This is a genomic window from Pelagibacterium sp., assembly GCF_048264985.1.
GTDB lineage: Bacteria > Pseudomonadota > Alphaproteobacteria > Rhizobiales > Devosiaceae > Pelagibacterium.
This window is the reverse complement of record NZ_JBLXCL010000009.1, coordinates 1-19302: the sequence shown is the minus strand read 5'-3', so window position 1 is coordinate 19302 and position 19302 is coordinate 1. Positions and strand designations below refer to the sequence as shown.

The window sequence follows — 19302 nt, the reverse complement described above, 5'->3', positions numbered from 1 at the left end:
CCTCCTTGAGGTCAATCTTGCTTACGGTCCGTGCTCTGACGAACCTTGAGTTCATAGCCAACATCCACAACTGCGGGATCGGCGCGCTCGCCTTGTGCGGCGGCAATGATCATCTCGATGGCGCGGTAGCCCATTTCGTAGCGAAGGGTGCGGATCGATGAGACCGTGGGATTGCTCACTGACGAATAATCGAGATCGTTATAGCCCATTATGCCGAATTGGGCCGGCACCCTGATATGGCGCCGCTGACACTCGAACAGAGCACCCAGCGCCATGTCGTCATTGTTGCAGAACACAGCGTCGGCGTCGGGCACAACCCCCAGAAAATCGACGAACATCTCGCTGCCGCGCGGCACCGACGACGCCTGCGGCGAAGTCAGTATCAGACGGTCATCATAGAGCCCTTCGGCATGCATGACCTCGCAGTACCCATCGAGCCGCCTTTGCGCGCGAGGATCCATGCGCGCGCCGATAAAGCCGATACGTCGATATCCCTTTTCGATAAGGTGACGCGCCGCCGCACGACCGCCCTCGCGGTGATCAAAGCCGATCATCATGTCGATCGGATCGGGCCCGATATCCATCACCTGGACGACCGGACAGCCAAAACTCTCGAGCAACGCCCGCGCCGCCTGAGACTGATCTATACCAGAAACCACAAGTCCGGCAGGCCGCTGCGCAGCAAATACCCTGAGCAGTTCCTCTTCTTTGCGATTGGTATAGCGCGTATTGCCCAGCTGCACCTGATAAGGCGTTCCCTCCACAGCATCATAAATCCCGCGCATAACATCCGAAAACACTAAATTGGTGACCGACGGAATCAAAACGCCAATGATCGATGTAGTGGCCGATGCAAGGGCCCGCGCCGCTTGATTGGGAGCATATCCAAGCGCGTCGACGGCCTGCTGCACCCGCTCGCGCACCTTGTCGGACACGATATCAGGCGTACGCAATGCGCGGGACGCAGTGATAACGCTGACATCCGCCGCTGCGGCAACATCTTTAAGCGTTACTGCCTTGTATGTATTATCTTTTCTACTCAATATCCCCCTCCAGCGCGCTCATTTCACATCGGCACACCGTTGACAATGACATACGCTATCATTTAAGCATTTGTCCAGTCGGCTCGAGGATGGAATCTGACAATTGCCACCCAGCCGCCGTGTCGCAGCGCCGTAGCGTTATCGGCGCCTTGGGAGGAGACCAGAACATGCGCAATGCGCCATTTTGGGCGTGTGCGGGACACCCCGTTCATGACTAAAGCCATCAACATCGTTGTAAAGGCGATCGAATTTGTGCTGGCAGCGTTAATGCTGGGCATGGTCATCATGGTCGCCACCAATGTCGTACTTCGTTACGGCTTCAATAGTGGGCTGAACTTTTCCGAAGAGATGAGCCGCTACTTCTTCGTTTGGCTCACGTTTATCGGCGCAGTGCTAGCGTTCAAGGATCACGGCCATATCGGCGTCGAGACCATAGTGCGGCTGTTTGGCCGTCGCGGTCGCATCGCCTGCATGCTGATCACCAACATCATCATCTTGATAACCGCCATCGTCTTCTTTCACGGCACCTGGGTGCAGCATCCCATCAACGCATCGATGACCGCTGCCGTCGTCGGCATGTCGATGATCTGGGTCTACGGCATCGGCTATTTCACATCGCTGGGCATTGGGCTGATTGCCCTTTTTCGAATTTTCGAAATCGTGACCGGTCGTGTCACCGAAGCCGATATCGCCCGCTTCGCTGGCGAGTATGAAGAGAACCAGACGGTGGAGCGCGCCATATGATCATTCTGGTTTTTCTGGGCTCGCTGTTCGGGACCCTTGCCATCGGCCTGCCGGTCGCGTTTGCGCTTTTGACTACCGGCATCGTGCTGATGTCCTACATGGGGATTTTCAATACCCAGATCATTGCCCAGCAGATGATCACCGGCGCCAATACCTTCACCCTTCTGGCGATCCCGTTCTTCCTTCTGGCCGGCGAACTGATGAATGCCGGTGGCCTTTCGCGCCGCATCGTCCATTTTGCTGTCACCTGTGTGGGCCATATCCGGGGCGGATTGGGCTTCGTTGCCGTTATGGCGGCCGTCATCATGGCCTCGATGTCAGGCTCGGCTGCTGCCGACTCCGCTGCGCTGGCCGCCATTCTCGTCCCCATGATGCGCGACGCCGGCTACAATGTACCGCGCGCCGCCGGGCTCATGGCCTCGGGGGGCATCGTTGCACCGGTCATCCCGCCCTCGCTCGCATATATCATCTTCGGCGTTGCAGCCAACGTGTCGATTACCGGCCTGTTCCTTGGCGGCATCGTGCCTGGCCTGATGATGGCGTTGGCACTGGCGGCCATGTGGGGCTTTGTTGCCCGCAAGGAAAAGGTCGAGGCTCTGCCCAAGAGCTCGGGCAAGGAGCGTTTCAAAGCAGCGGGCGCTGCTGTCTGGGCGCTGTTCATGCCGGTCATTATCCTGGCCGGCATTCGTTTTGGTATTTTTACCCCCACCGAAGCCGCCGTGATCGCAGCGGTTTATGCACTTTTTGTCGGTGGCGTCGTCTACCGCGAATTGACCTGGGCAAGCCTTTACCGCGTGTTCGTTAATGCCGCAAAGACCACATCGATCGTCATGTTCCTGGTGGCAGCGGCTTTGGTCACATCCTGGCTGATCACCTCAGCCAATATTCCAAACCAGCTCGTCGGACTGGTCCAGCCTTTCATCGACAATCCGAAGCTGTTGATGCTGTTCATCGTCCTGCTGCTGCTCGTCGTGGGCATGGTGCTCGATCTCGCACCAACGATCCTGATCTTCGCCCCGGTGCTTATGCCCATGATCCGGGCAGCCGATATTGATCCTATCTATTTCGGCATCATCTTTGTGATGACCACCTGCATCTCGCTGATCACGCCGCCGGTTGGCGTTGTGCTCAACGTGGTCAGCGGGGTGTCGCGCGTGCCCATGGGCAAGGTAGTGTATGGCGTGCTGCCATTCATCCTGTCCCAGATCATTGTGCTGGCCCTGCTCGTCTTGTTCCCCGAAATCGTGCTCACGCCGCTTGCGTGGCTGCGCTGAGCCGATTTCACAATCAAAATGACAATGGAGGAATCGAAATGAAAACCATCATCACAACATCGCTGGCGGCTGTGCTGGCCATGAGCGTGGCGCTTCCGGCAAGTGCTCAGATATCCGACCGCACGATCCGCATTGCCAACGGCATTGCAGAAGATCACCCGGTTGGTGACGGCGTTGCGGCTATGACCCAGTGCATCGCCGATGCGACCGACGGCGCATGGACAATCAATGCCTTCTGGTCGTCCTCGCTTGGGGACGATCTGCAATCTGCACAGTCGCTGCGTTCGGGCACGCTGGAAATGGTCATTTCGTCGTCATCGCCGCTGGTCGCTATCGAGCCGGCACTCGGTGTTTTCGACCTGCCATTCCTGCTCTCCAACGAGCAGGAAGCCGACGCTTTACTTGACGGCGCCTTCGGTGATTACATCGCCGAAATGATGCCCGAGCATAATCTGGTCAATCTCTCGTTCTGGGAAAACGGATTCCGCAACCTGTCCAACTCGGTTCGCCCGGTCGAAAGCCTTGCCGATTTCGATGGCATGCGTGTCCGCGTTATGCAGAACAACATCTTCCTCGACACGTTCCAGACGCTTGGCACCAACGCCACGCCAATGGCGTTCGGTGAAGTGTTCACGGCGCTGGAAACTGGTGCCATCGACGCACAGGAAAACCCTTACGTGACCATCGACACCTCGCGTTTCTATGAAGTGCAGGATTACGTCTCCAACACCCGTCACGCCTATACGCCGTTCATGGTCCTGTTTTCCAAGCCGATCTTCGACACCTATTCCGAAGAAGAGCAGCAGATTCTCTACGAGTGCACCGCAGTGGGCCAGACCGTTCAGCGCGAAGCCAGCCGTTCGCTCTCCGATGAATCACTACAGCGTATCAAGGACGCCGGCCTTGAGGTCAACGACATCGCCGAGGATGCAATGGCTGAAATTCGAGACGCCGTCGCCGGCGTTTACGAGCGCAGCGCAGACTCCATCGGTGCCGATGTAATCGAACGGGTCAACAGCGAACTCGCCGCCATCCGCGGTCAGTAATCTCGTTACCGATCTGGTACGGGCGGGGCCTGGGCTCCGCCCTTTTTAACGTCTCTTTCCTGCGGATAGCGCCATGAAGATCACCGGCGTCGAGACCCTGCGGCTCGGCCAGTTTGGAAACGTAGTCTGGATTTTGATCCGAACCGACGAAGGCGTCACTGGGCTCGGCGAAACCTTTCTCGGCGCCGCAGCCGTCGAAGCCTATATCCATGAAACCGTTGCCCCGAAACTCGTTGGCCGCGATCCATTGCAGATCGAAGCGATCAACCGCGATCTGATCGGTTATCTCGGATGGCGCGGCGCGGGCGTGGAAACACGCGGCAATTCAGCTGTCGATATCGCGCTCTGGGACATTTTCGGCAAGACGCTGGGCGTCCCTGTTTCCATAGCGCTGGGCGGAAAATCTCGCGACACCATACGCACCTACAATACCTGCGCCGGCTACGCCTACATTCGCGACAATCGCGCCCAATCAGTCGAAAACTGGGGCCTCGATCAAACCTCTGCAGGTCCTTATGAGGACCTTGATGCTTTCCTCAATCGCGCCGACGAGCTCGCACTATCCCTTCTCGATGAAGGGATTACTGGCATGAAAATCTGGCCCTTTGACATCGCAGCCGAACGCACCAATGGCCTCGACATCTCCGCCGCCGAACTCAAGACCGCCCTCGAGCCATTCGAAAAAATCCGTAAGGCGGTCGGCGACAAGATGGATATCATGGTTGAGTTTCATTCCCTGTGGCGCCTGCCTGCCGCGCAGCGTATTGCGCGTGCACTCAAACCCTACGATACCTATTGGCACGAAGATCCGGTCCGCATGGACAGCCTTGATACCCTCAAGGCCTATGCGCCGCACACCGACGCGATGATATGCGCGTCCGAAACCCTGGCCTACCCCCACGCTTTCCGCGACTATCTGGCGACCGGGGTTGCCGGCGTGGCCATGCTCGATCTTTCCTGGTGCGGCGGTCTGTCTGAAGCGCGCAAGATAGCCGCTCTCGCTGAGGCCCAACAAATTCCTGTCGCGCCCCATGATTGCACCGGGCCCGTCGTTTTCATGGCTTCCTGCCAGTTCTCACTCCACGCCCGGAATGCGCTTATCCAAGAATCCGTGCGCGCGCTCTACACCGGCTGGTACACCGAGGTGGTCGACGCCTTGCCGATCGTCAAGCAGGGTCAGATTACTCTTCCCGATACCCCCGGTCTTGGGGTCCAGCTACAGCCTCACCTTTTTGATCGTCCCGATGCCATTCATCGGCGCTCGAACGTCGATGGAGAAATCTAGATGACCACCGTGAAGGCCACAGCCACGACGATGTCGCCAGCCCGCATGGGCGTGCTCATCATGCTGCTGGCCATGTTCCTGTTTTCGCTCAATGACGCCATGGGCAAATGGCTTGTTTCAACCTATTCGGTCGGCCAGGTTCTTTTGCTGCGTTCTGCCGTCGCCCTGGTCATTCTCCTGCCCTTCCTCTGGAAATCGGGACTAAGGCCCATCCTGTCGGCCGAACGGCCCATGCTCCAATTCGCCCGCGTCGTGTTTTCGACAGCGGAGGTGTTCTGTTTCTACTGGGCGGTCTATTTCCTGCCGCTTGCCGACGTGATGACCTACTGGCTGGCCGCGCCCATCTATGTTGCTGCCATGTCGCCATTTCTTCTCAAGGAAAAGGTCGGTCCCATCCGCTGGGCAGCTATCGGCCTTGGGTTTGTCGGCGTCCTCATCGCTTTGACGCCGTCGGGCGAAATCAATCCGCTCGCCATTGCCGTTTCGGTAGTTGGCACGCTCGCCTTCGCCCTTATGGTCATCACCGGGCGCACCCTGCGCGGCACCCCGGATAAGACCCTCGTCTTTTTCCAGATTGCAGGCGCTTTGATTGCGGGCATAATCCTGATGCCCTTTGGCTGGGTCACCCCAACGCTGCCCGACTTCCTCTTGCTCGGAACGCTCGGCGTCGTCGCAATGCTGGCCCATATGTGCGTCAACCGCGCGGTCAAGCTGGCCGACGCCGCTGCAGTGGCGCCCCTGCAATACACGCTCCTGCCCTGGGCAATTATTTTCGGCTATCTGTTCTTTGACGAACTTCCACGCGTCCTCACCCTTGTTGGGGCCGCCATCATCATCACCTCGAGCTTCATCATCTACCTTCGCGAACAGCGCACAAAGCGCGCCGCCAAGGTCAAATCGAGCACGAGCGGAACTGGAGAAACACTTTGAAAAAGCTGCGCTCCCGCGCCTGGTTCGACAATCCTGACAACCCCGACATGACAGCGCTCTATCTCGAGCGCTACATGAACTACGGCATCACCCGCGAAGAGCTCCAGTCGGGCAAACCGATCATCGGCATCGCGCAGACCGGCTCGGATTTGTCCCCCTGCAATCGCCACCATATTGTGCTTGCTGACCGTGTGCGCGAAGGCATCCGCGAGGCTGGCGGTATCGCTTTCGAGTTTCCAGTTCATCCGATCCAGGAAACCGGCAAGCGCCCGACGGCCGGGCTTGATCGCAACCTTGCCTATCTCGGACTTGTCGAGGTTCTCTATGGCTACCCGCTTGATGGCGTGGTTCTGACCATCGGTTGCGACAAGACCACACCGGCCATGCTCATGGCCGCAGCCACAGTTGATATTCCAGCCATCGCGCTCTCGGTCGGCCCCATGCTCAATGGCTGGTTCAAGGGCGAACGCACCGGCTCGGGCACGATCGTCTGGAAGGCTCGGGAAATGATGGCCGCTGGCGAAATCGGGTATGAGGAGTTCATCGAACTCGTCGCCTCATCGGCGCCTTCGGTTGGCTATTGCAACACCATGGGCACGGCCACAACGATGAATTCGCTGGCCGAAGCACTGGGCATGCAGCTTCCCGGTTCAGCAGCCATCCCCGCCCCCCACAAGGACCGCGCAGCGACCGCCTGGCGCACTGGCAAACGCATTGTGGACATGGTCCATAAAGATCTCAAACCCTCCGACATCCTCACCCGCGAAAACTTTTTCAACGCCATCGCTGTCAATTCCGCAATCGGCGGCTCGACAAACGCGCCGATCCATATCAACGCCATTGCCCGTCACATCGGGGTCGATCTCAAAATATCGGACTGGCAGGCTCATGGCCACCATATCCCGTTGCTGGTCAATCTCCAGCCCGCAGGCGAATATCTGGGCGAAGACTACCACCGCGCCGGAGGCGTTCCCGCAGTGGTCAACGAGCTGATGAAAAAGGGGCTGATTTATGAGGATGCCCCCACCGTCAACGGCAAGACCATCGGCGAGAACTGCCGTTCAACGCCCATTCTCGACACCGATGTCATCCGTCCGTTCGAGACCCCGTTGACCGAGGATGCCGGCTTTATCGTACTCTCGGGCAATCTGTTCGACAGCGCTATCATGAAGACCTCGGTGATCTCGCCGGAATTCCGCAAGCGCTATCTGTCAAATCCGAACGACCCCGAAGCGTTCGAGGGCAAGGCCGTAGTGTTTGACGGCCCGGAGGATTACCATCACCGGATCGACGATCCGGCGCTTGAGATCGATGAGTTTACACTGCTGTTTATGCGCGGTGCCGGCCCCATCGGCTATCCGGGCGCTGCCGAAGTGGTCAACATGCGTCCGCCCTCATACCTGATCAAGCGCGGAATCCTCTCGCTGCCCTGCATCGGTGATGGCCGCCAGTCGGGCACGTCGGGTTCACCCTCGATCCTCAACGCATCCCCCGAAGCTGCAGCGGGCGGCGGTCTGGCCATCATCCAGACCGGCGACCAGGTCAGGATCGACCTCAAGACCGGCACTGCAAACATGCTGCTCAGTGACGAGGAGATCACCCGGCGCCGCGCCGAACTTGAAGCCAATGGCGGCTACCCGTTCCCCGACCACCAGACCCCCTGGCAGGAGATCCAGCGTGGCATTGTCGACCAGCTCGGCGATGGCGCCGTCCTCAAACCAGCAGTCAACTACCAACGCATCGCGCAATCAAAAGGCCTGCCACGCGATAACCATTGATCCGTTCCACTGCGGTCACCCTTCCCCTGCTGGGGCGGGGGCTGGGGCGAAAGGTAGCGCTATCTCGATTTGATTGCGCACATTTCGCCAGAATCACAGGAGCCCACTTATGACCAATTTCTTCGATCTCACAGGAAAAACTGCGCTCATCACCGGCTCCTCCCAGGGGATCGGTTATGCGCTCGCCGAAGGGCTGGCATCCCACGGCGCTCGCGTCATCCTGAACGGACGCAGCTCCGACAAGCTTGAGGCAGCCACCGCTGCACTAAGAGCCGACGGCCACGACGCGCACGCTGTACCCTTCGACGTTACAGACCCCGAAAACGTCAGTTCTGCAATTGAAAGCATTGAGGCCCGCATCGCACCGATCGACATCCTGATCAACAATGCGGGCATGCAGCACCGCGCACCTCTCGAAGACTTTCCCCATGACAAATGGGATGCGTTGATGCGGACCAATCTTACCTCGGTTTTTTACGTCGCCCAGGCAGTTGCACGTTTCATGATCCCCCGCGGTCATGGACGAATTGTCAATATCGCGTCAGCCACGTCCGAATTGGCCCGAGCATCGGTAGCGCCTTACACAGCGGCAAAGGGCGCAGTACGCAACCTGACGCGAGGCATGGCCACCGATTGGGCGGGCAAGGGTCTACAGGTCAACGCCATCGCACCGGGCTATTTCAAGACACCGCTCAACAAGGCGCTGATCGACGACGAAAAATTCACCGCCTGGCTTGAAGCGCGCACACCCGCCGGACGATGGGGCAATCTCGATGAGCTCAAAGGCGCGGCGATCTTTCTCGCCTCTGATGCCGCGAGCTTTGTCAACGGACACACCCTCTATGTCGATGGCGGTCTGACAATCTCGCTTTAGCTCCACACCGGGTCAGAGCGAGTTCAGCACCGTGACAAGCGCCTTGGTTCCAGACGCTACATCAAACGAATTATCAATTGTATGCACCTTGCGGCCATCGACTTTGAGCGGGACCCGCCGCGCCAGCCGCATTGCAACGGCCTCGGCGCTCTCGCGCCCGCGCGCCGCAATCCGCCGGGCAAGCACCGCCTCATCGGCTTCGATATTGATAACCGTCATCTCTTGAAAAAGCGACGACGCCTCATCAAGAATGCCGCGGGAGACATTTGCGATCAATAGCGTGCCACGGTCAGCCCGCGCCATGATTTCAACCGGCGGGCCATAGCAAAGTCCGTGCGCTTGCCAGGTCAGGCAGAACTTTCCCGCAGCTCGCGCGGTCGCGAATGCTTGAGTTGAAAGCGTATCGTGATCTTCAGTTGCACCGTCCGGCGCACGCGTAATTACGCGGCGCACAAAGCAGATGTCGGTTCGATCTGCCAAAGCCTGCGCTGCGCCTTTCAGCAAGGTGTCCTTGCCCGCTCCGCTCTGCCCCACAACAGCTGCAAACCGCCCTCTAGGCAACACGATTGCCCTCCCGCCAGACCGAATGCACCCGTGGCGGTTGGCCAGAAGCAGTTCTTACCCGTACGAGATCGGCGCGACGACCTGTCTCGATACGTCCGCGATCGTCAAGCCTTGCTGCCTCGGCTGGATTGGCCAAAATCAGCCTGACGGCATGAGCAAGATCGGTCGCGCCGTCATCGGCGAGAAAAAACGCGGCCTGGATCAAGCTGAAGTGCACATAATCGGACGACAGGATATCAAGGCAGCCCAGCTCTAGCAAAGTGCGCGCCGATACATTCCCCGAATGCGAGCCGCCCCTCACCACATTGGGAGCACCCATGAGAACAAGCAATCCGGCCTCATGCGACAATCGTGCTGCCTCGATGGTCGTGGGAAATTCGGCCAACGCAACCCCAAGCCCTATGCTTTCCTCGACATGTGCTGGCAGAGCATCGTCATGAGATGCAATCGCTGTCCCTTGTGCCTGGCAGCGCTGCGCGATGAGTTTTCGGTTTCGATCCGAATTTCGTTCAGATTCCGAAGTGCGTCGCGCGCAATAGCGTTCGAAGTCGGCGTCCGAGAGCTTCTTCTTGCCCTGATAATAGAGCCGGTACGCTGCAGGATCGACAAACTGTCGCTGTCCGGGCGCGTGATCCATCAATGACGCGAGCCGGACGCGCGGATTGCCGCTCAGCGCGTCGAAATGCTCAACCACATCGTCGACCGACACCTCACACCGCAAATGTATGAAGTGCTCCGCTCTCAGGCTGTCTTGCTCGGCGGACTCTGCAATGATCTGGGCAATGTCGCACATGTCCTGCGCACCGAACTCGGTATCGCCCTCCATCCCGACCCGCAATGCATCAAAGACTGTGGTGATACCTGAGGTGGCAATCTGTCCATCATGGGCGCGTAGTGCCGCCTGGAGGTTCCAGCGCACCTTAGGGCGCGGCTGAAGGTGAGATTCTATGTGATCGGTATGAAGCTCGACACACCCGGGAATAACGGTATCGCCCTCGAGATCTTGACCCGATCTCGAAGGACTTTCCGAAATATCGGCAATGACGCCGTCGCGTATGTTTATTGAGCCATGGACAACCCGATCGAAAAGCACGATGCGGCCATTGGTGAATGTAAGTTCGTTCATAAGTATGCGGCCATGTTGATCGGTCGTTGAAGCGGATAGAGCTCAAGTATGCGAAACGGCGCGCCCGGCGCGTCCTCGACAAAGATCGCAAGAGCGTCCAGAAAATGCGTCCTGGACAAATGCTGGGCAAAAACCGCGTCGGCTCGGCGGGCCAGTTCCCCTGTCGGCGCATCTGGGCCAAGGCTATTGGTCAGGGTCATGTGAAATCGGAAATCGGTTCCAACATTTGGATAGCCCCAATCGTCCAGATTGCGCCGCTGGGATGCTGAAAGGCGCTCAGGCTTGCGCCGCGCAATCTCGTCTGCATTAAGCGGAGCGCGAAACGGCTCGCAGCGTTCACGAACTTGCGCTTCGAGGGCAACCAGTTCGGCCCCGACCTGGGGGGCCGTAAGTGCCAGAAAGCCGTTCAGTGATCCCAACTGAAGTTGGCCAAGAGCAACATTTTCGGTCCGGGCGGCCAGCGACATCACCATCTGTTCGACATCACCCAGAGAAACACCATCGGCCAGGTGAAACGGCGCACGCAGCGTAGCGTGGAAGCCATATCGCTGCGGTTCGGTCACCCATCGCGCAATCGCAGGGTCGGGCTTGGCGACGTCATCAGCGGAAAAGGCGCTACGGCCAAGCCATTGGGCGGCAGCGCGGGCTAGCGGATTGTTCTTGGCTGGCGTGTAGTAGATTGCGACGCGCATCAGATCGCCAGCTTACGAAGGAATTGCGAGACGAAGTCGATCATTGTGACAGTCAGCACGACGATGAGCAGGATAGCGGCGGATTCCGGATAGTAAAATCCGCGTACGGATTCAAACAGCACCTGACCGATGCCGCCAGCGCCAATGATGCCAAGCACGGTGGCCGACCTCACATTGGATTCCAGCCGATAGAGCGCATAGGAAATCCACAACGGCAGCACCTGCGGGATCACACCGAAAATGATCTGCTGGATGCGCGAAGCGCCAGTCGTACGAATAGCTTCTACGGGTCGCGGATCGCTGGCCTCCACGGCTTCGGAAAACAGTTTGGCGAGGACACCCGTGGTATGAACGAAAAGGGCCATCACCCCGGCAAACGGCCCCAGTCCGACAGCAACCACGAACAACACGGCAAAGACGATTTCGTGGATCGCGCGAAACAGGTCCATCAGGCGACGGACAGGCTGGAGAATCCACCAGGGCACCATGTTATGCGCTGACATGATGCCCAGCGGGATGGCAAACAGAACAGCAAGGAAGGTGCCCCAGATGGCGATCTGGATCGTCACCACCATCTGCTGAAGGTAATAGGCCCAGTCACTGAAATCGGGTCGCATGAATCCTGAAGCATACTCGGCCATGTTTCCAGACCCGCTGAACAGAAACGTCCAGCGCCCCATGCCGGCAGCATCCCAGCTCCAGGCCAGGATGAATGCGATTGCGATGAGGAACAGAAACCGTTTCAAACGTCCCTGCCCGCCAGCGGCCAAGACAGCCTGGGCATTGATGCCCGATTGCTCCGAGCTCCGGGTGTTGGAGGCGATTGCTGTGTCATCCATCATGTCGGGCATCCAAACTTGAGATGAGGAAAGGTGGCCGACGGTGCGCGTCCGCCACCGATCTGATTAGTTCGAGGCGCTCATTTCAGCTTCGTACTGATCGATCTGAGCGCTGAGTTCTGCGATCCGAGCTGTGCGCTCGTCATCGGACAGGCCCTCATCGGATTCGATCTCGGCAATGGAGCGGGTCAAATCCATGATCCGGATCGGCAGCAACTGTGCGTTGCTCGATGCACGGAAGGGTGCCCACTGCAGTCCGGCAAGAATTTCGCGTTCGGCCTCAACGTCACCGTCGGATTCTTCGGTGCCATAGGTCAGAAAGAACATCGAAATCGCATCCTTGGTCTCATCGGACAGATCCGAGCGCCAGACGAGCGGATCTGACGGGATCAGTGGCGCTGACAGTAGCGGCGCGCGTACTCGACCTGATGCAGTGACACCAGAACTGTGATGTTGTCCTTGCCGATGCCATTCGCATACAGGTTGGCGAAGGCATCTTTAGCGACAAACTGCCAGCCGAACACGATCTGGCAGCCCGTTTCGGCGTCAATCGCCAGACTGTCCGGCGCGCCATTGCGGCACTCGCCGATGAGGGACTTTTGCGGCCGGAACGCGGACGCGGCACATTCATCAACGCCCAGCCGGACCCCGTCGCCTATGCCATCGGCACCCGCACCCGGTTCTCAGAGAACATGCTGGCCCAAGGGCTTGAGCCGTCGGGCCGCCTGATCCGGGCCGACAACGTGCGCGCCGATGCCATCATGGCTGACAAATTGTCGTGCAGGGTTGGGGCACCACTGCACAAACTTCAGACATTGTCGGTCGTCGAAAGCATGCCGATATCACGGTCCACATCGTATTTTTCAGCCGAACGGTTTCCCGCGGTTGTCGAGGGCTATGCCGAGACAGGATCGATAACCCAAGCCCTGCGCCGAGAAGGCGTTGTTGACTATCGGCGTCTGGAGACCGCGATCACCGCAGAGCGCGTCACTCAGCACGATATCGAGCTGCTCAGATGCGCTGCGGACGCGATAGTGCTGATCAGCAACGCGATCGATGTCGATGCCGCCGGTTACCCCATTCAGGCCATCCGAACCCGATTCATTGCCGATCGTATGGAGTTGCGCATAAATCACGCTGGCCTCGCTTCAAAGCCCTGATTAGCGCGTTGGGCGAACCGCAATTTAATCTCCCTTGGAAGACCATAAAACCGATGATACGACCGGATGTGTAATCGCTGAAACAAGCGCAAAACCATTTCGATTTCCAAGGTTTGAAATGCAAAATCGTTACGCAAAACTCGCTTCTTGGGTCTACAATCTGGACAAGCCGATCGGGCGGTCATTTGGCGACCTAGAGTATTATCGCTCACGCCTTGAGCTTTGCGATCAAGGCCCCATCCTCGAGCCTGCTGTCGGCAACGGCCGCGTCCTGGTCCCACTGCTGGAGGCCGGATTTGAGATCGAGGGCTACGATGCCTCTCAACAAATGCTCGACTATTGCGCTGAGGCGTGTCGTCAACGCGACATTTCTGCCCCCCTCACCCGCGCGACATTTGGGGACTTCGAAAGCGACAAATCCTATTCGGCCATCATCATTCCCGCAGGCTCATTCCAGCTCATAACCGACACAAACGCTGCACTTGCAGCCTTGAAGCGGTTCCACGGGCAGCTCAGGCCTGGCGGACGTTTGATCCTTGATGTCGATCCCATCGGCGGCTTTTTTGGACCAGCCTCCGTCCGAAGCTGGACGACTGACGAGGGCGATCTGTTGACCCTCACCGACAAGCTGGTGGAAACCGACTACATCGCTCAAACGACATTGTCGCATCTTCGCTATGAGCACTGGCAGGAGGGAAATTTGGTGGCGAGCGAACTCGACCTGTTCAAACTCCGCTGGTGGGGCGTCACCGAGATCTCGCTTGCCCTCCAGTCTGCCGGCTTCTCAGACCTCGTGGTATCGGGCGGTTACCAGCACGCAATTGCGCCCACCAGGGATACCGAGATTATAACGATTGAAGCCCGCCGCGCTTCCGCCTGAGCGCACCCAAGCCATATCTTCATCCAGTTCGGTGCCCCCCATGAGTTGGGGCACCGAACCAGAGCCCTGGCACAGCCATGGTACTGTGCACAGGTTGCGACACGACACCGAACCGAAAATCGCGGCCCGAGAATCAGCCGACGAACCAAAACTGTAATGGAAAAATGGTGGGTGTAACTGGGATTGAACCAGTGACCCCTGCCGTGTGAAAACTGGGGTCCGTCGCCAAAGTATCTGTTTTTCTACGGTTACTCAAGGTAACGGACCCCAAATATCCGCATTTGTACCAGATATGTTCCTTCAAAGTGGTTCAGGTGAACCACGGAGCACTGTCTGCCCGAAGAGAGCCGAACATTTTTAACCCCGTCTATATCGAGGCCTTCGCTCTTAAGTGCCGCACTACGGCAGTTGCGTACCGAGCCGCACCAGAAACAACTCCATCTTCTCTGGGTTGCCTACTTCGCGCTCATTCCTTCAAAGTGGGCCTTTAGCACCCTATGGCTGGCAACCCATCGGTTGCCAACCTTGCGCGCCGGGATATTTCCGTTTTCGAGAAACCAGAATGCCTGCCTTGTCGAATTGAGGTTCAGAAACTTCGCGATGTTCGCTGCGCCCCAGATCAAATCTAGCGTCTCTTCGTTACCCTGCTCAACCATTTCCCGCATCATATCTTGGTGGTGGGCCTTGAATCGGAAGCCATTACCCTACGCTCCGCCGAACCGGAACTCAGCCACCTCATCGTCAGACAGAGCCCATTGGATGGTGGCACCACTGGAGCCGCATTGCGGGCAGCGTGCCCATCGTTCCAGTTTCGACAGAGGACACTCCCTCCCATGGGTTGCCAAAAGGCTGCGCAGGTCCAGTTCGATGGGCGGGCAGGCATTGACGCGCTTGAGAGCGTAATGGCGCCGCAGACAGCGCAGGATCGGTCGCCACCCGTTGTGCTGGGCATCAGAAAGGCTGGCCCACCACGTTACGGACTCCTGAAACACGAAGGCCCGGCAATACCCTTCGACCACACGCTTGCATCCGCCCTCCTCGGCAACCCGCTTCGTCCACTCCGCAACTGTGATGTCGGATCCATAACGGCGGACGGCGTTGTGAATTTTCATTTCGCCGTGCCGCTTGCAGTCCTCGCATTTGATGACCAGGACCGGTGGCCCGAATTGTGTGATCTTGTCGGTTTCCTTGAACATGCCGCACCCGATGGACTCTCAAGGAACCGAGTCATAGACTTAGAACGAAACAAGAACAAGATTGCACCCGTTCACATTTTCGGTTGGTATGGGGAAAAGGGAGAACGGCAAATGTGCAACCTCTATTCAGTGACCACCAACATCCAGGCGATCCGCGACCTCGTCAAAGGCTTCAAGGTGAATGAGGCGGCCGTCGGAAATTTCCCGCCCGCGCCTGCGATCTTCCCTGACAATCTCGCGCCAATCGTCCGCAATTTCCAGGGTGAGCGCGAACTGACCAAGGTGCGCTGGGGCATGCCCACTAGCTCCTTTGTCCAATTCAAAGCGGCGAAGGCCCGCGCCGAGAAAATTCAAAAGAAGGAAGGACGCGAACTTTCCGAGGAGGAGTTCAAAACACTGCTCGAAATAGAGCCGGATCGTGGCGTCACCAACGTGCGAAACATTAGCAGCAAGCACTGGCAGCGATGGCTTGCGCCGGAGTTTCGCTGTGTCGTGCCCTTCACCTCGTTTTCCGAGTTCAACAAGGATGCCGGAGGCAACATCTGGTTTGCGTTCGATGACAGCCGCCCGCTCGCCTTTTTCGCCTGCATCTGGGCGCCGCAATGGACGTCGGTTCGCAAGGTCAAGGAAGGCGTGGTGACGACGGACCTTTTCGCGTTCCTGACCACCGAACCCAATGACATTGTCGAACCGATCCATGGCAAGGCCATGCCGGTCATACTCACCACGCCCGAGGAGGCCGAGACCTGGCTGACCGCCCCATGGGAGGAGGCCAAGGCGCTCCAGCGCCCGCTCCCTGATGGTGTCCTGCGGATCGTGCGGGTCGGCCCCAAGCTGGACGAGGTCGCGTGATGCGTATTCCGGTCACAGGCCCCAAGGCCAAAGAGCGTGACACACTGCTGACCTATTACCGCCGAAAGTTGGCCGAGTACCAACGCATCCCGGCTGGCCGGCGCGAGGCGGAATGTGCCGATGAGGGCGAAGCGACCTGCCAGGCGATGATCGCACAACTGGACGGCACTGCGCCGCCGCTAGTAGATCCCTTGGCGCGGACAGGGATCTTCGACCCAGAGTTGGCAAAACTCGAAACGCCTGACGACGACTGATCGTCGTCAGATTTCACCAACGTTAAACGGCGGCTTCAGGGTGGGTTCCTGTCAGTCCGCGTTTGCTTACAGGGGGCGGCAAGCGGATTGTCATGCCAACTGCTTCGGTCTCCATCCGAGCAACCGCATGGCGTTGGCCGTGACCAGCACGGTAGCGCCAGTGTCTGCCAGGATGGCGGGCCAAAGTCCGGTGATCCCGACGATGGTCGTCACCAGAAACACCGCCTTGAGCCCAAGGGCGATTATAATGTTCTGCCTGATGTTGCCCATGGTTGCCTTGGAGAGGTCTATCATGGCGGGGATATCGGACACCCGGCCATGGAGGACGGCAGCATCGGCGGTTTCCAGAGCCACGTCGGTGCCACCGCCCATGGCAATCCCGATGTCGGCAGCAGCCAGGGCGGGCGCGTCATTGATCCCGTCGCCGACCTTGGCCACGACCTGACCCGCTGACCGCATCTCACGGACGATCCGCTGCTTATCCTGTGGCATCAGCTCTGCCTTTACCTCGATGCCCAACCCAGCGCCGATGACCGATGCCGTGCGCTGGTTGTCTCCGGTCAGCATCACTGTCGCGATGCCGGCATCGCGCAGTGCCTTCAGGCCGGCGACTGCATCAAGGCGCGCCTCGTCCCGGATGGCGATCAGGCCGATGACCTGGTTATTTGCCAGCAGGACGGAAACCGTCTTGCCTTCGTCGTTGAAGGTTTCGATGCGGGTGGCTAGGTCATTGGCAATCGCGACCGTCTCGGCAATCGCCAAGGGGGATGCCAATAGCACCTCGACGCCGCCTACATTGCCGGACACGCCCTTCCCGGCCAGCGCCTTGGCGCCGAAGGCGGGTGGCACCGGTGCCTTGGCCTCCTTCGCCTTGGCGAGAATAGCCAGTGCCAGCGGGTGGGACGATCCGCTCTCCAGTGCTGCCGCCATGGACAACAACTGGGTCTGGGATCGACCGATCGCGACGATGTCTGTGACCACAGGCTTGCCGGCCGTCAATGTGCCGGTCTTGTCGAAGGCGACGGCAGTGATGTTCCGCAGTCCCTCCAGCACGGCTCCGCCTTTGAGAAGCAGGCCACGCCGGGCACCCGCCGAGAGGCCTGCAGCAATGGCCGCGGGGGTGGATATCACCAGGGCGCACGGGCAGCCAATCAGAAGTACGGCCAATCCCTTGTATATCCATTCGCTCCAATTGCCGCCGAAAAATACGGGAGGCGCGATGGCCACCAATGCACCAACAATCAAGACGCCGGGCGTATACACCTTGGAGAAGCGATTGATGAATCTTTCTGTCGGCGCCTTGCTTTCCTGCGCCTCCTCGACGAGCTTGACGACGCGGGCAATGGTGTTGTCCGCTGCAGCGGCAGTGATGTTCACACGCAGCACGGCATCGATGTTGATCGTTCCGGCGAACACCGCCGCCCCGACCCCCTTGGCATTTGGCACGCTCTCGCCGGTAACCGACGCCTCGTCGATAGAACTGCTGCCGTCCAAGATGTCGCCGTCCGCTGCAATGCGATCGCCGGGCCGGACTATCAAAGTATCTCCGATGCGCAGAGCGTCGGCCTGGACCTCTTCGGTCTCCCCATTCCTCTCCACCAGCGCGGTTTTGGGCACCAAGTTGGTCAGGCCGCGAATGCTCGCCCGGGCACGGCCGGCGGCGAGACCCTCGAGGAGCTCACCGACCAGAAACAGAAGGACTACGGTAGCGGCTTCCTCCGTCGCACCGATGAAAACGGCGCCGATGGCGGCGATGCTCATCAAGGTCTCGATCGAGAACGGCGTCCCATGCATAGCACCGGAAACGGCACTACGACCGATCGGCACCAGGCCGACCAGCAGCGCCATAAGAAACGCCCAATGTCCGATTTCGGGAAACACCTGTCCGACCAGATACGCAACCGCCAGCGCCGACCCGCAGCTCAGGGTCAGCATGGCCTTTCGCGTCCGCCACCACGGCCCGTCCTCGAGTTCGAAATGATCATCGGCTTGGTCGGCTCGGGTTTGCATCGGGTCATCGGCAGGCGCCGCCGCGTAGCCCACTGCTTTCACCGCCTTGCGGATGGCGGCGACCGGGACACCGGTGTGGGTCACCATCATCGACCGCGCGGTATAGGACGCCCCAACCTCGGTCACGCCGGGCAGACGCGAGACAGCATTCTCAACCTTGCTGGCACAGTTGGCGCAGTCCATTCCGCCGACGCGGAACTTCGTGACGATGGCTTCGGTCATGACAGGCCCTTTCTTATGAGTCGGCATGATGCTAATCCCTCTAGCCGCTAGAGCCTCAAGAGGTATTTTGAATGAATTTCCCAATCGGCGAATTGTCGAAGCGAACCGGCGTCAAGGTGCCGACGATCAGGTTCTATGAACAGATTGGTCTGATGCCGGAACCGTCACGAACTGAAAGCAATCAGCGCCGTTACGGAAAAGCCGAAGCCGATCGGCTGAACTTCATCCGGCATTCCCGCGAACTGGGGTTCGAGGTCGAGGACATCCGGACGCTCCTCGCCATGACCGCCGAACCCCAAGCGTCCTGCCATCAGGTCGACAGCATCGCGCGCAGCCACCTGTTGGAAATCGACCGACGCATCGCAAGCCTGAAGGCGCTCAAGAGCGAGCTGTCCCGGATGGTCAATGAATGCGGCCATGGCAGGATTTGCGACTGCCGGATCGTCGAGGCACTGGCCGATCACAGCCACTGCAGCGCCGAGCACTGATCATGCCAATTTTCCTAACTACTGATCTATGCCGGTGCCGCTTTG

The 19302-nt window shown here is 58.9% G+C and carries 21 protein-coding genes; 12 read left to right on the top strand and 9 right to left on the bottom strand.

Going from position 1 to position 19302, the window contains the following annotated elements; genetic code table 11:
- Positions 1 to 11: 11 nt before the first annotated feature.
- Positions 12 to 1043 carry a LacI family DNA-binding transcriptional regulator gene (locus tag ACN0TA_RS16280; RefSeq protein WP_417584863.1) on the bottom strand — a complete coding sequence of 344 codons (1032 nt, stop codon included), beginning with the start codon at positions 1041 to 1043 and terminating at the stop codon, positions 12 to 14.
- 210 nt (positions 1044 to 1253) lie between these two features.
- Here ACN0TA_RS16280 and ACN0TA_RS16275 point away from each other — a divergent pair, with 210 nt between their 5' ends.
- From ACN0TA_RS16275 to ACN0TA_RS16245, 7 genes are all read left to right on the top strand, one after another.
- On the top strand, positions 1254 to 1787 hold the full coding sequence (locus ACN0TA_RS16275) for a TRAP transporter small permease (protein WP_417584861.1): 534 nt from the start codon (positions 1254 to 1256) through the stop codon (positions 1785 to 1787).
- Complete coding sequence (locus tag ACN0TA_RS16270) at positions 1784 to 3061, top strand: TRAP transporter large permease subunit (RefSeq protein WP_417584859.1); 1278 nt, start codon at positions 1784 to 1786, stop codon at positions 3059 to 3061. Before ACN0TA_RS16275 ends, ACN0TA_RS16270 begins: the two co-directional genes overlap by 4 nt.
- A 38-nt stretch (positions 3062 to 3099) precedes the next feature.
- Positions 3100 to 4107 (top strand): DctP family TRAP transporter solute-binding subunit, encoded by a 1008-nt coding sequence (locus ACN0TA_RS16265; RefSeq protein ID WP_417584857.1) that lies wholly within the window; start codon positions 3100 to 3102, stop codon positions 4105 to 4107.
- A 73-nt stretch (positions 4108 to 4180) separates the two neighbouring features.
- Entirely contained in the window at positions 4181 to 5392 is a 1212-nt protein-coding gene (locus ACN0TA_RS16260; protein WP_417584855.1) for a mandelate racemase/muconate lactonizing enzyme family protein, read from the top strand.
- Complete coding sequence (locus ACN0TA_RS16255) at positions 5393 to 6322, top strand: DMT family transporter (RefSeq protein ID WP_417584853.1); 930 nt, start codon at positions 5393 to 5395, stop codon at positions 6320 to 6322. It abuts the gene before it with no gap.
- Positions 6323 to 6369: 47 nt separating this feature from the next.
- Positions 6370 to 8100, top strand: coding sequence for an IlvD/Edd family dehydratase (locus tag ACN0TA_RS16250; protein ID WP_417584968.1), 1731 nt, complete (start codon positions 6370 to 6372; stop codon positions 8098 to 8100).
- 109 nt (positions 8101 to 8209) lie between these two features.
- Positions 8210 to 8974, top strand: coding sequence for an SDR family oxidoreductase (locus ACN0TA_RS16245; protein ID WP_417584851.1), 765 nt, complete (start codon positions 8210 to 8212; stop codon positions 8972 to 8974).
- A gap of 12 nt (positions 8975 to 8986) precedes the next feature.
- On the opposite strand, the gene phnN is transcribed toward ACN0TA_RS16245, so the two are convergent.
- The 6 genes from phnN to ACN0TA_RS16215 all read right to left on the bottom strand — a co-directional run bounded on the left by phnN (position 8987) and on the right by ACN0TA_RS16215 (position 12719).
- Positions 8987 to 9538: a phosphonate metabolism protein/1,5-bisphosphokinase (PRPP-forming) PhnN gene (gene phnN, locus ACN0TA_RS16240; RefSeq protein WP_417584849.1), complete on the bottom strand. Its 552-nt coding sequence runs from the start codon at positions 9536 to 9538 to the stop codon at positions 8987 to 8989.
- Positions 9528 to 10664, bottom strand: a complete 1137-nt coding sequence (locus ACN0TA_RS16235; RefSeq protein WP_417584847.1) for an alpha-D-ribose 1-methylphosphonate 5-triphosphate diphosphatase — start codon at positions 10662 to 10664, stop codon at positions 9528 to 9530. Before ACN0TA_RS16235 ends, phnN begins: the two co-directional genes overlap by 11 nt.
- Positions 10661 to 11356, bottom strand: a complete 696-nt coding sequence (locus ACN0TA_RS16230; RefSeq protein WP_417584844.1) for a DUF1045 domain-containing protein — start codon at positions 11354 to 11356, stop codon at positions 10661 to 10663. The genes ACN0TA_RS16235 and ACN0TA_RS16230 overlap by 4 nt, the downstream gene beginning before the upstream one ends.
- Positions 11356 to 12198, bottom strand: coding sequence for a phosphonate ABC transporter, permease protein PhnE (gene phnE, locus ACN0TA_RS16225; protein ID WP_417584842.1), 843 nt, complete (start codon positions 12196 to 12198; stop codon positions 11356 to 11358). The genes ACN0TA_RS16230 and phnE overlap by 1 nt, the downstream gene beginning before the upstream one ends.
- 63 nt (positions 12199 to 12261) lie before the next feature.
- A complete protein-coding gene (locus tag ACN0TA_RS16220) occupies positions 12262 to 12552 on the bottom strand; it encodes a hypothetical protein (RefSeq protein ID WP_417584966.1) in 291 nt (96 codons plus the stop codon).
- A 32-nt stretch (positions 12553 to 12584) separates the two neighbouring features.
- Positions 12585 to 12719, bottom strand: a complete 135-nt coding sequence (locus tag ACN0TA_RS16215) for a hypothetical protein (RefSeq protein WP_417584840.1) — start codon at positions 12717 to 12719, stop codon at positions 12585 to 12587.
- Between ACN0TA_RS16215 and phnF the strand changes: the two genes are divergently transcribed.
- On the top strand, positions 12666 to 13355 hold the full coding sequence (phnF, locus tag ACN0TA_RS16210; RefSeq protein ID WP_417584964.1) for a phosphonate metabolism transcriptional regulator PhnF: 690 nt from the start codon (positions 12666 to 12668) through the stop codon (positions 13353 to 13355). The genes ACN0TA_RS16215 and phnF overlap by 54 nt on opposite strands.
- A gap of 118 nt (positions 13356 to 13473) precedes the next feature.
- Positions 13474 to 14235, top strand: coding sequence for a class I SAM-dependent methyltransferase (locus tag ACN0TA_RS16205; protein WP_417584838.1), 762 nt, complete (start codon positions 13474 to 13476; stop codon positions 14233 to 14235).
- A gap of 704 nt (positions 14236 to 14939) precedes the next feature.
- On the opposite strand, the gene ACN0TA_RS16200 is transcribed toward ACN0TA_RS16205, so the two are convergent.
- A complete protein-coding gene (locus ACN0TA_RS16200; RefSeq protein ID WP_417584836.1) occupies positions 14940 to 15431 on the bottom strand; it encodes a hypothetical protein in 492 nt (163 codons plus the stop codon).
- A gap of 111 nt (positions 15432 to 15542) precedes the next feature.
- On the opposite strand from ACN0TA_RS16200, the gene ACN0TA_RS16195 reads away from it, so the two are divergent.
- Both ACN0TA_RS16195 and ACN0TA_RS16190 read left to right on the top strand, forming a co-directional pair.
- Complete coding sequence (locus ACN0TA_RS16195) at positions 15543 to 16283, top strand: SOS response-associated peptidase (RefSeq protein WP_417584834.1); 741 nt, start codon at positions 15543 to 15545, stop codon at positions 16281 to 16283.
- Positions 16283 to 16537: a hypothetical protein gene (locus ACN0TA_RS16190; protein ID WP_417584832.1), complete on the top strand. Its 255-nt coding sequence runs from the start codon at positions 16283 to 16285 to the stop codon at positions 16535 to 16537. Before ACN0TA_RS16195 ends, ACN0TA_RS16190 begins: the two co-directional genes overlap by 1 nt.
- Positions 16538 to 16627: 90 nt before the next feature.
- On the opposite strand, the gene ACN0TA_RS16185 is transcribed toward ACN0TA_RS16190, so the two are convergent.
- Positions 16628 to 18796, bottom strand: a complete 2169-nt coding sequence (locus ACN0TA_RS16185; RefSeq protein ID WP_417584830.1) for a heavy metal translocating P-type ATPase — start codon at positions 18794 to 18796, stop codon at positions 16628 to 16630.
- Between the two features lie 44 nt (positions 18797 to 18840).
- Between ACN0TA_RS16185 and ACN0TA_RS16180 the strand changes: the two genes are divergently transcribed.
- Positions 18841 to 19257 carry a MerR family transcriptional regulator gene (locus tag ACN0TA_RS16180; RefSeq protein WP_417584828.1) on the top strand — a complete coding sequence of 139 codons (417 nt, stop codon included), beginning with the start codon at positions 18841 to 18843 and terminating at the stop codon, positions 19255 to 19257.
- Positions 19258 to 19302 lie beyond the last annotated feature (45 nt).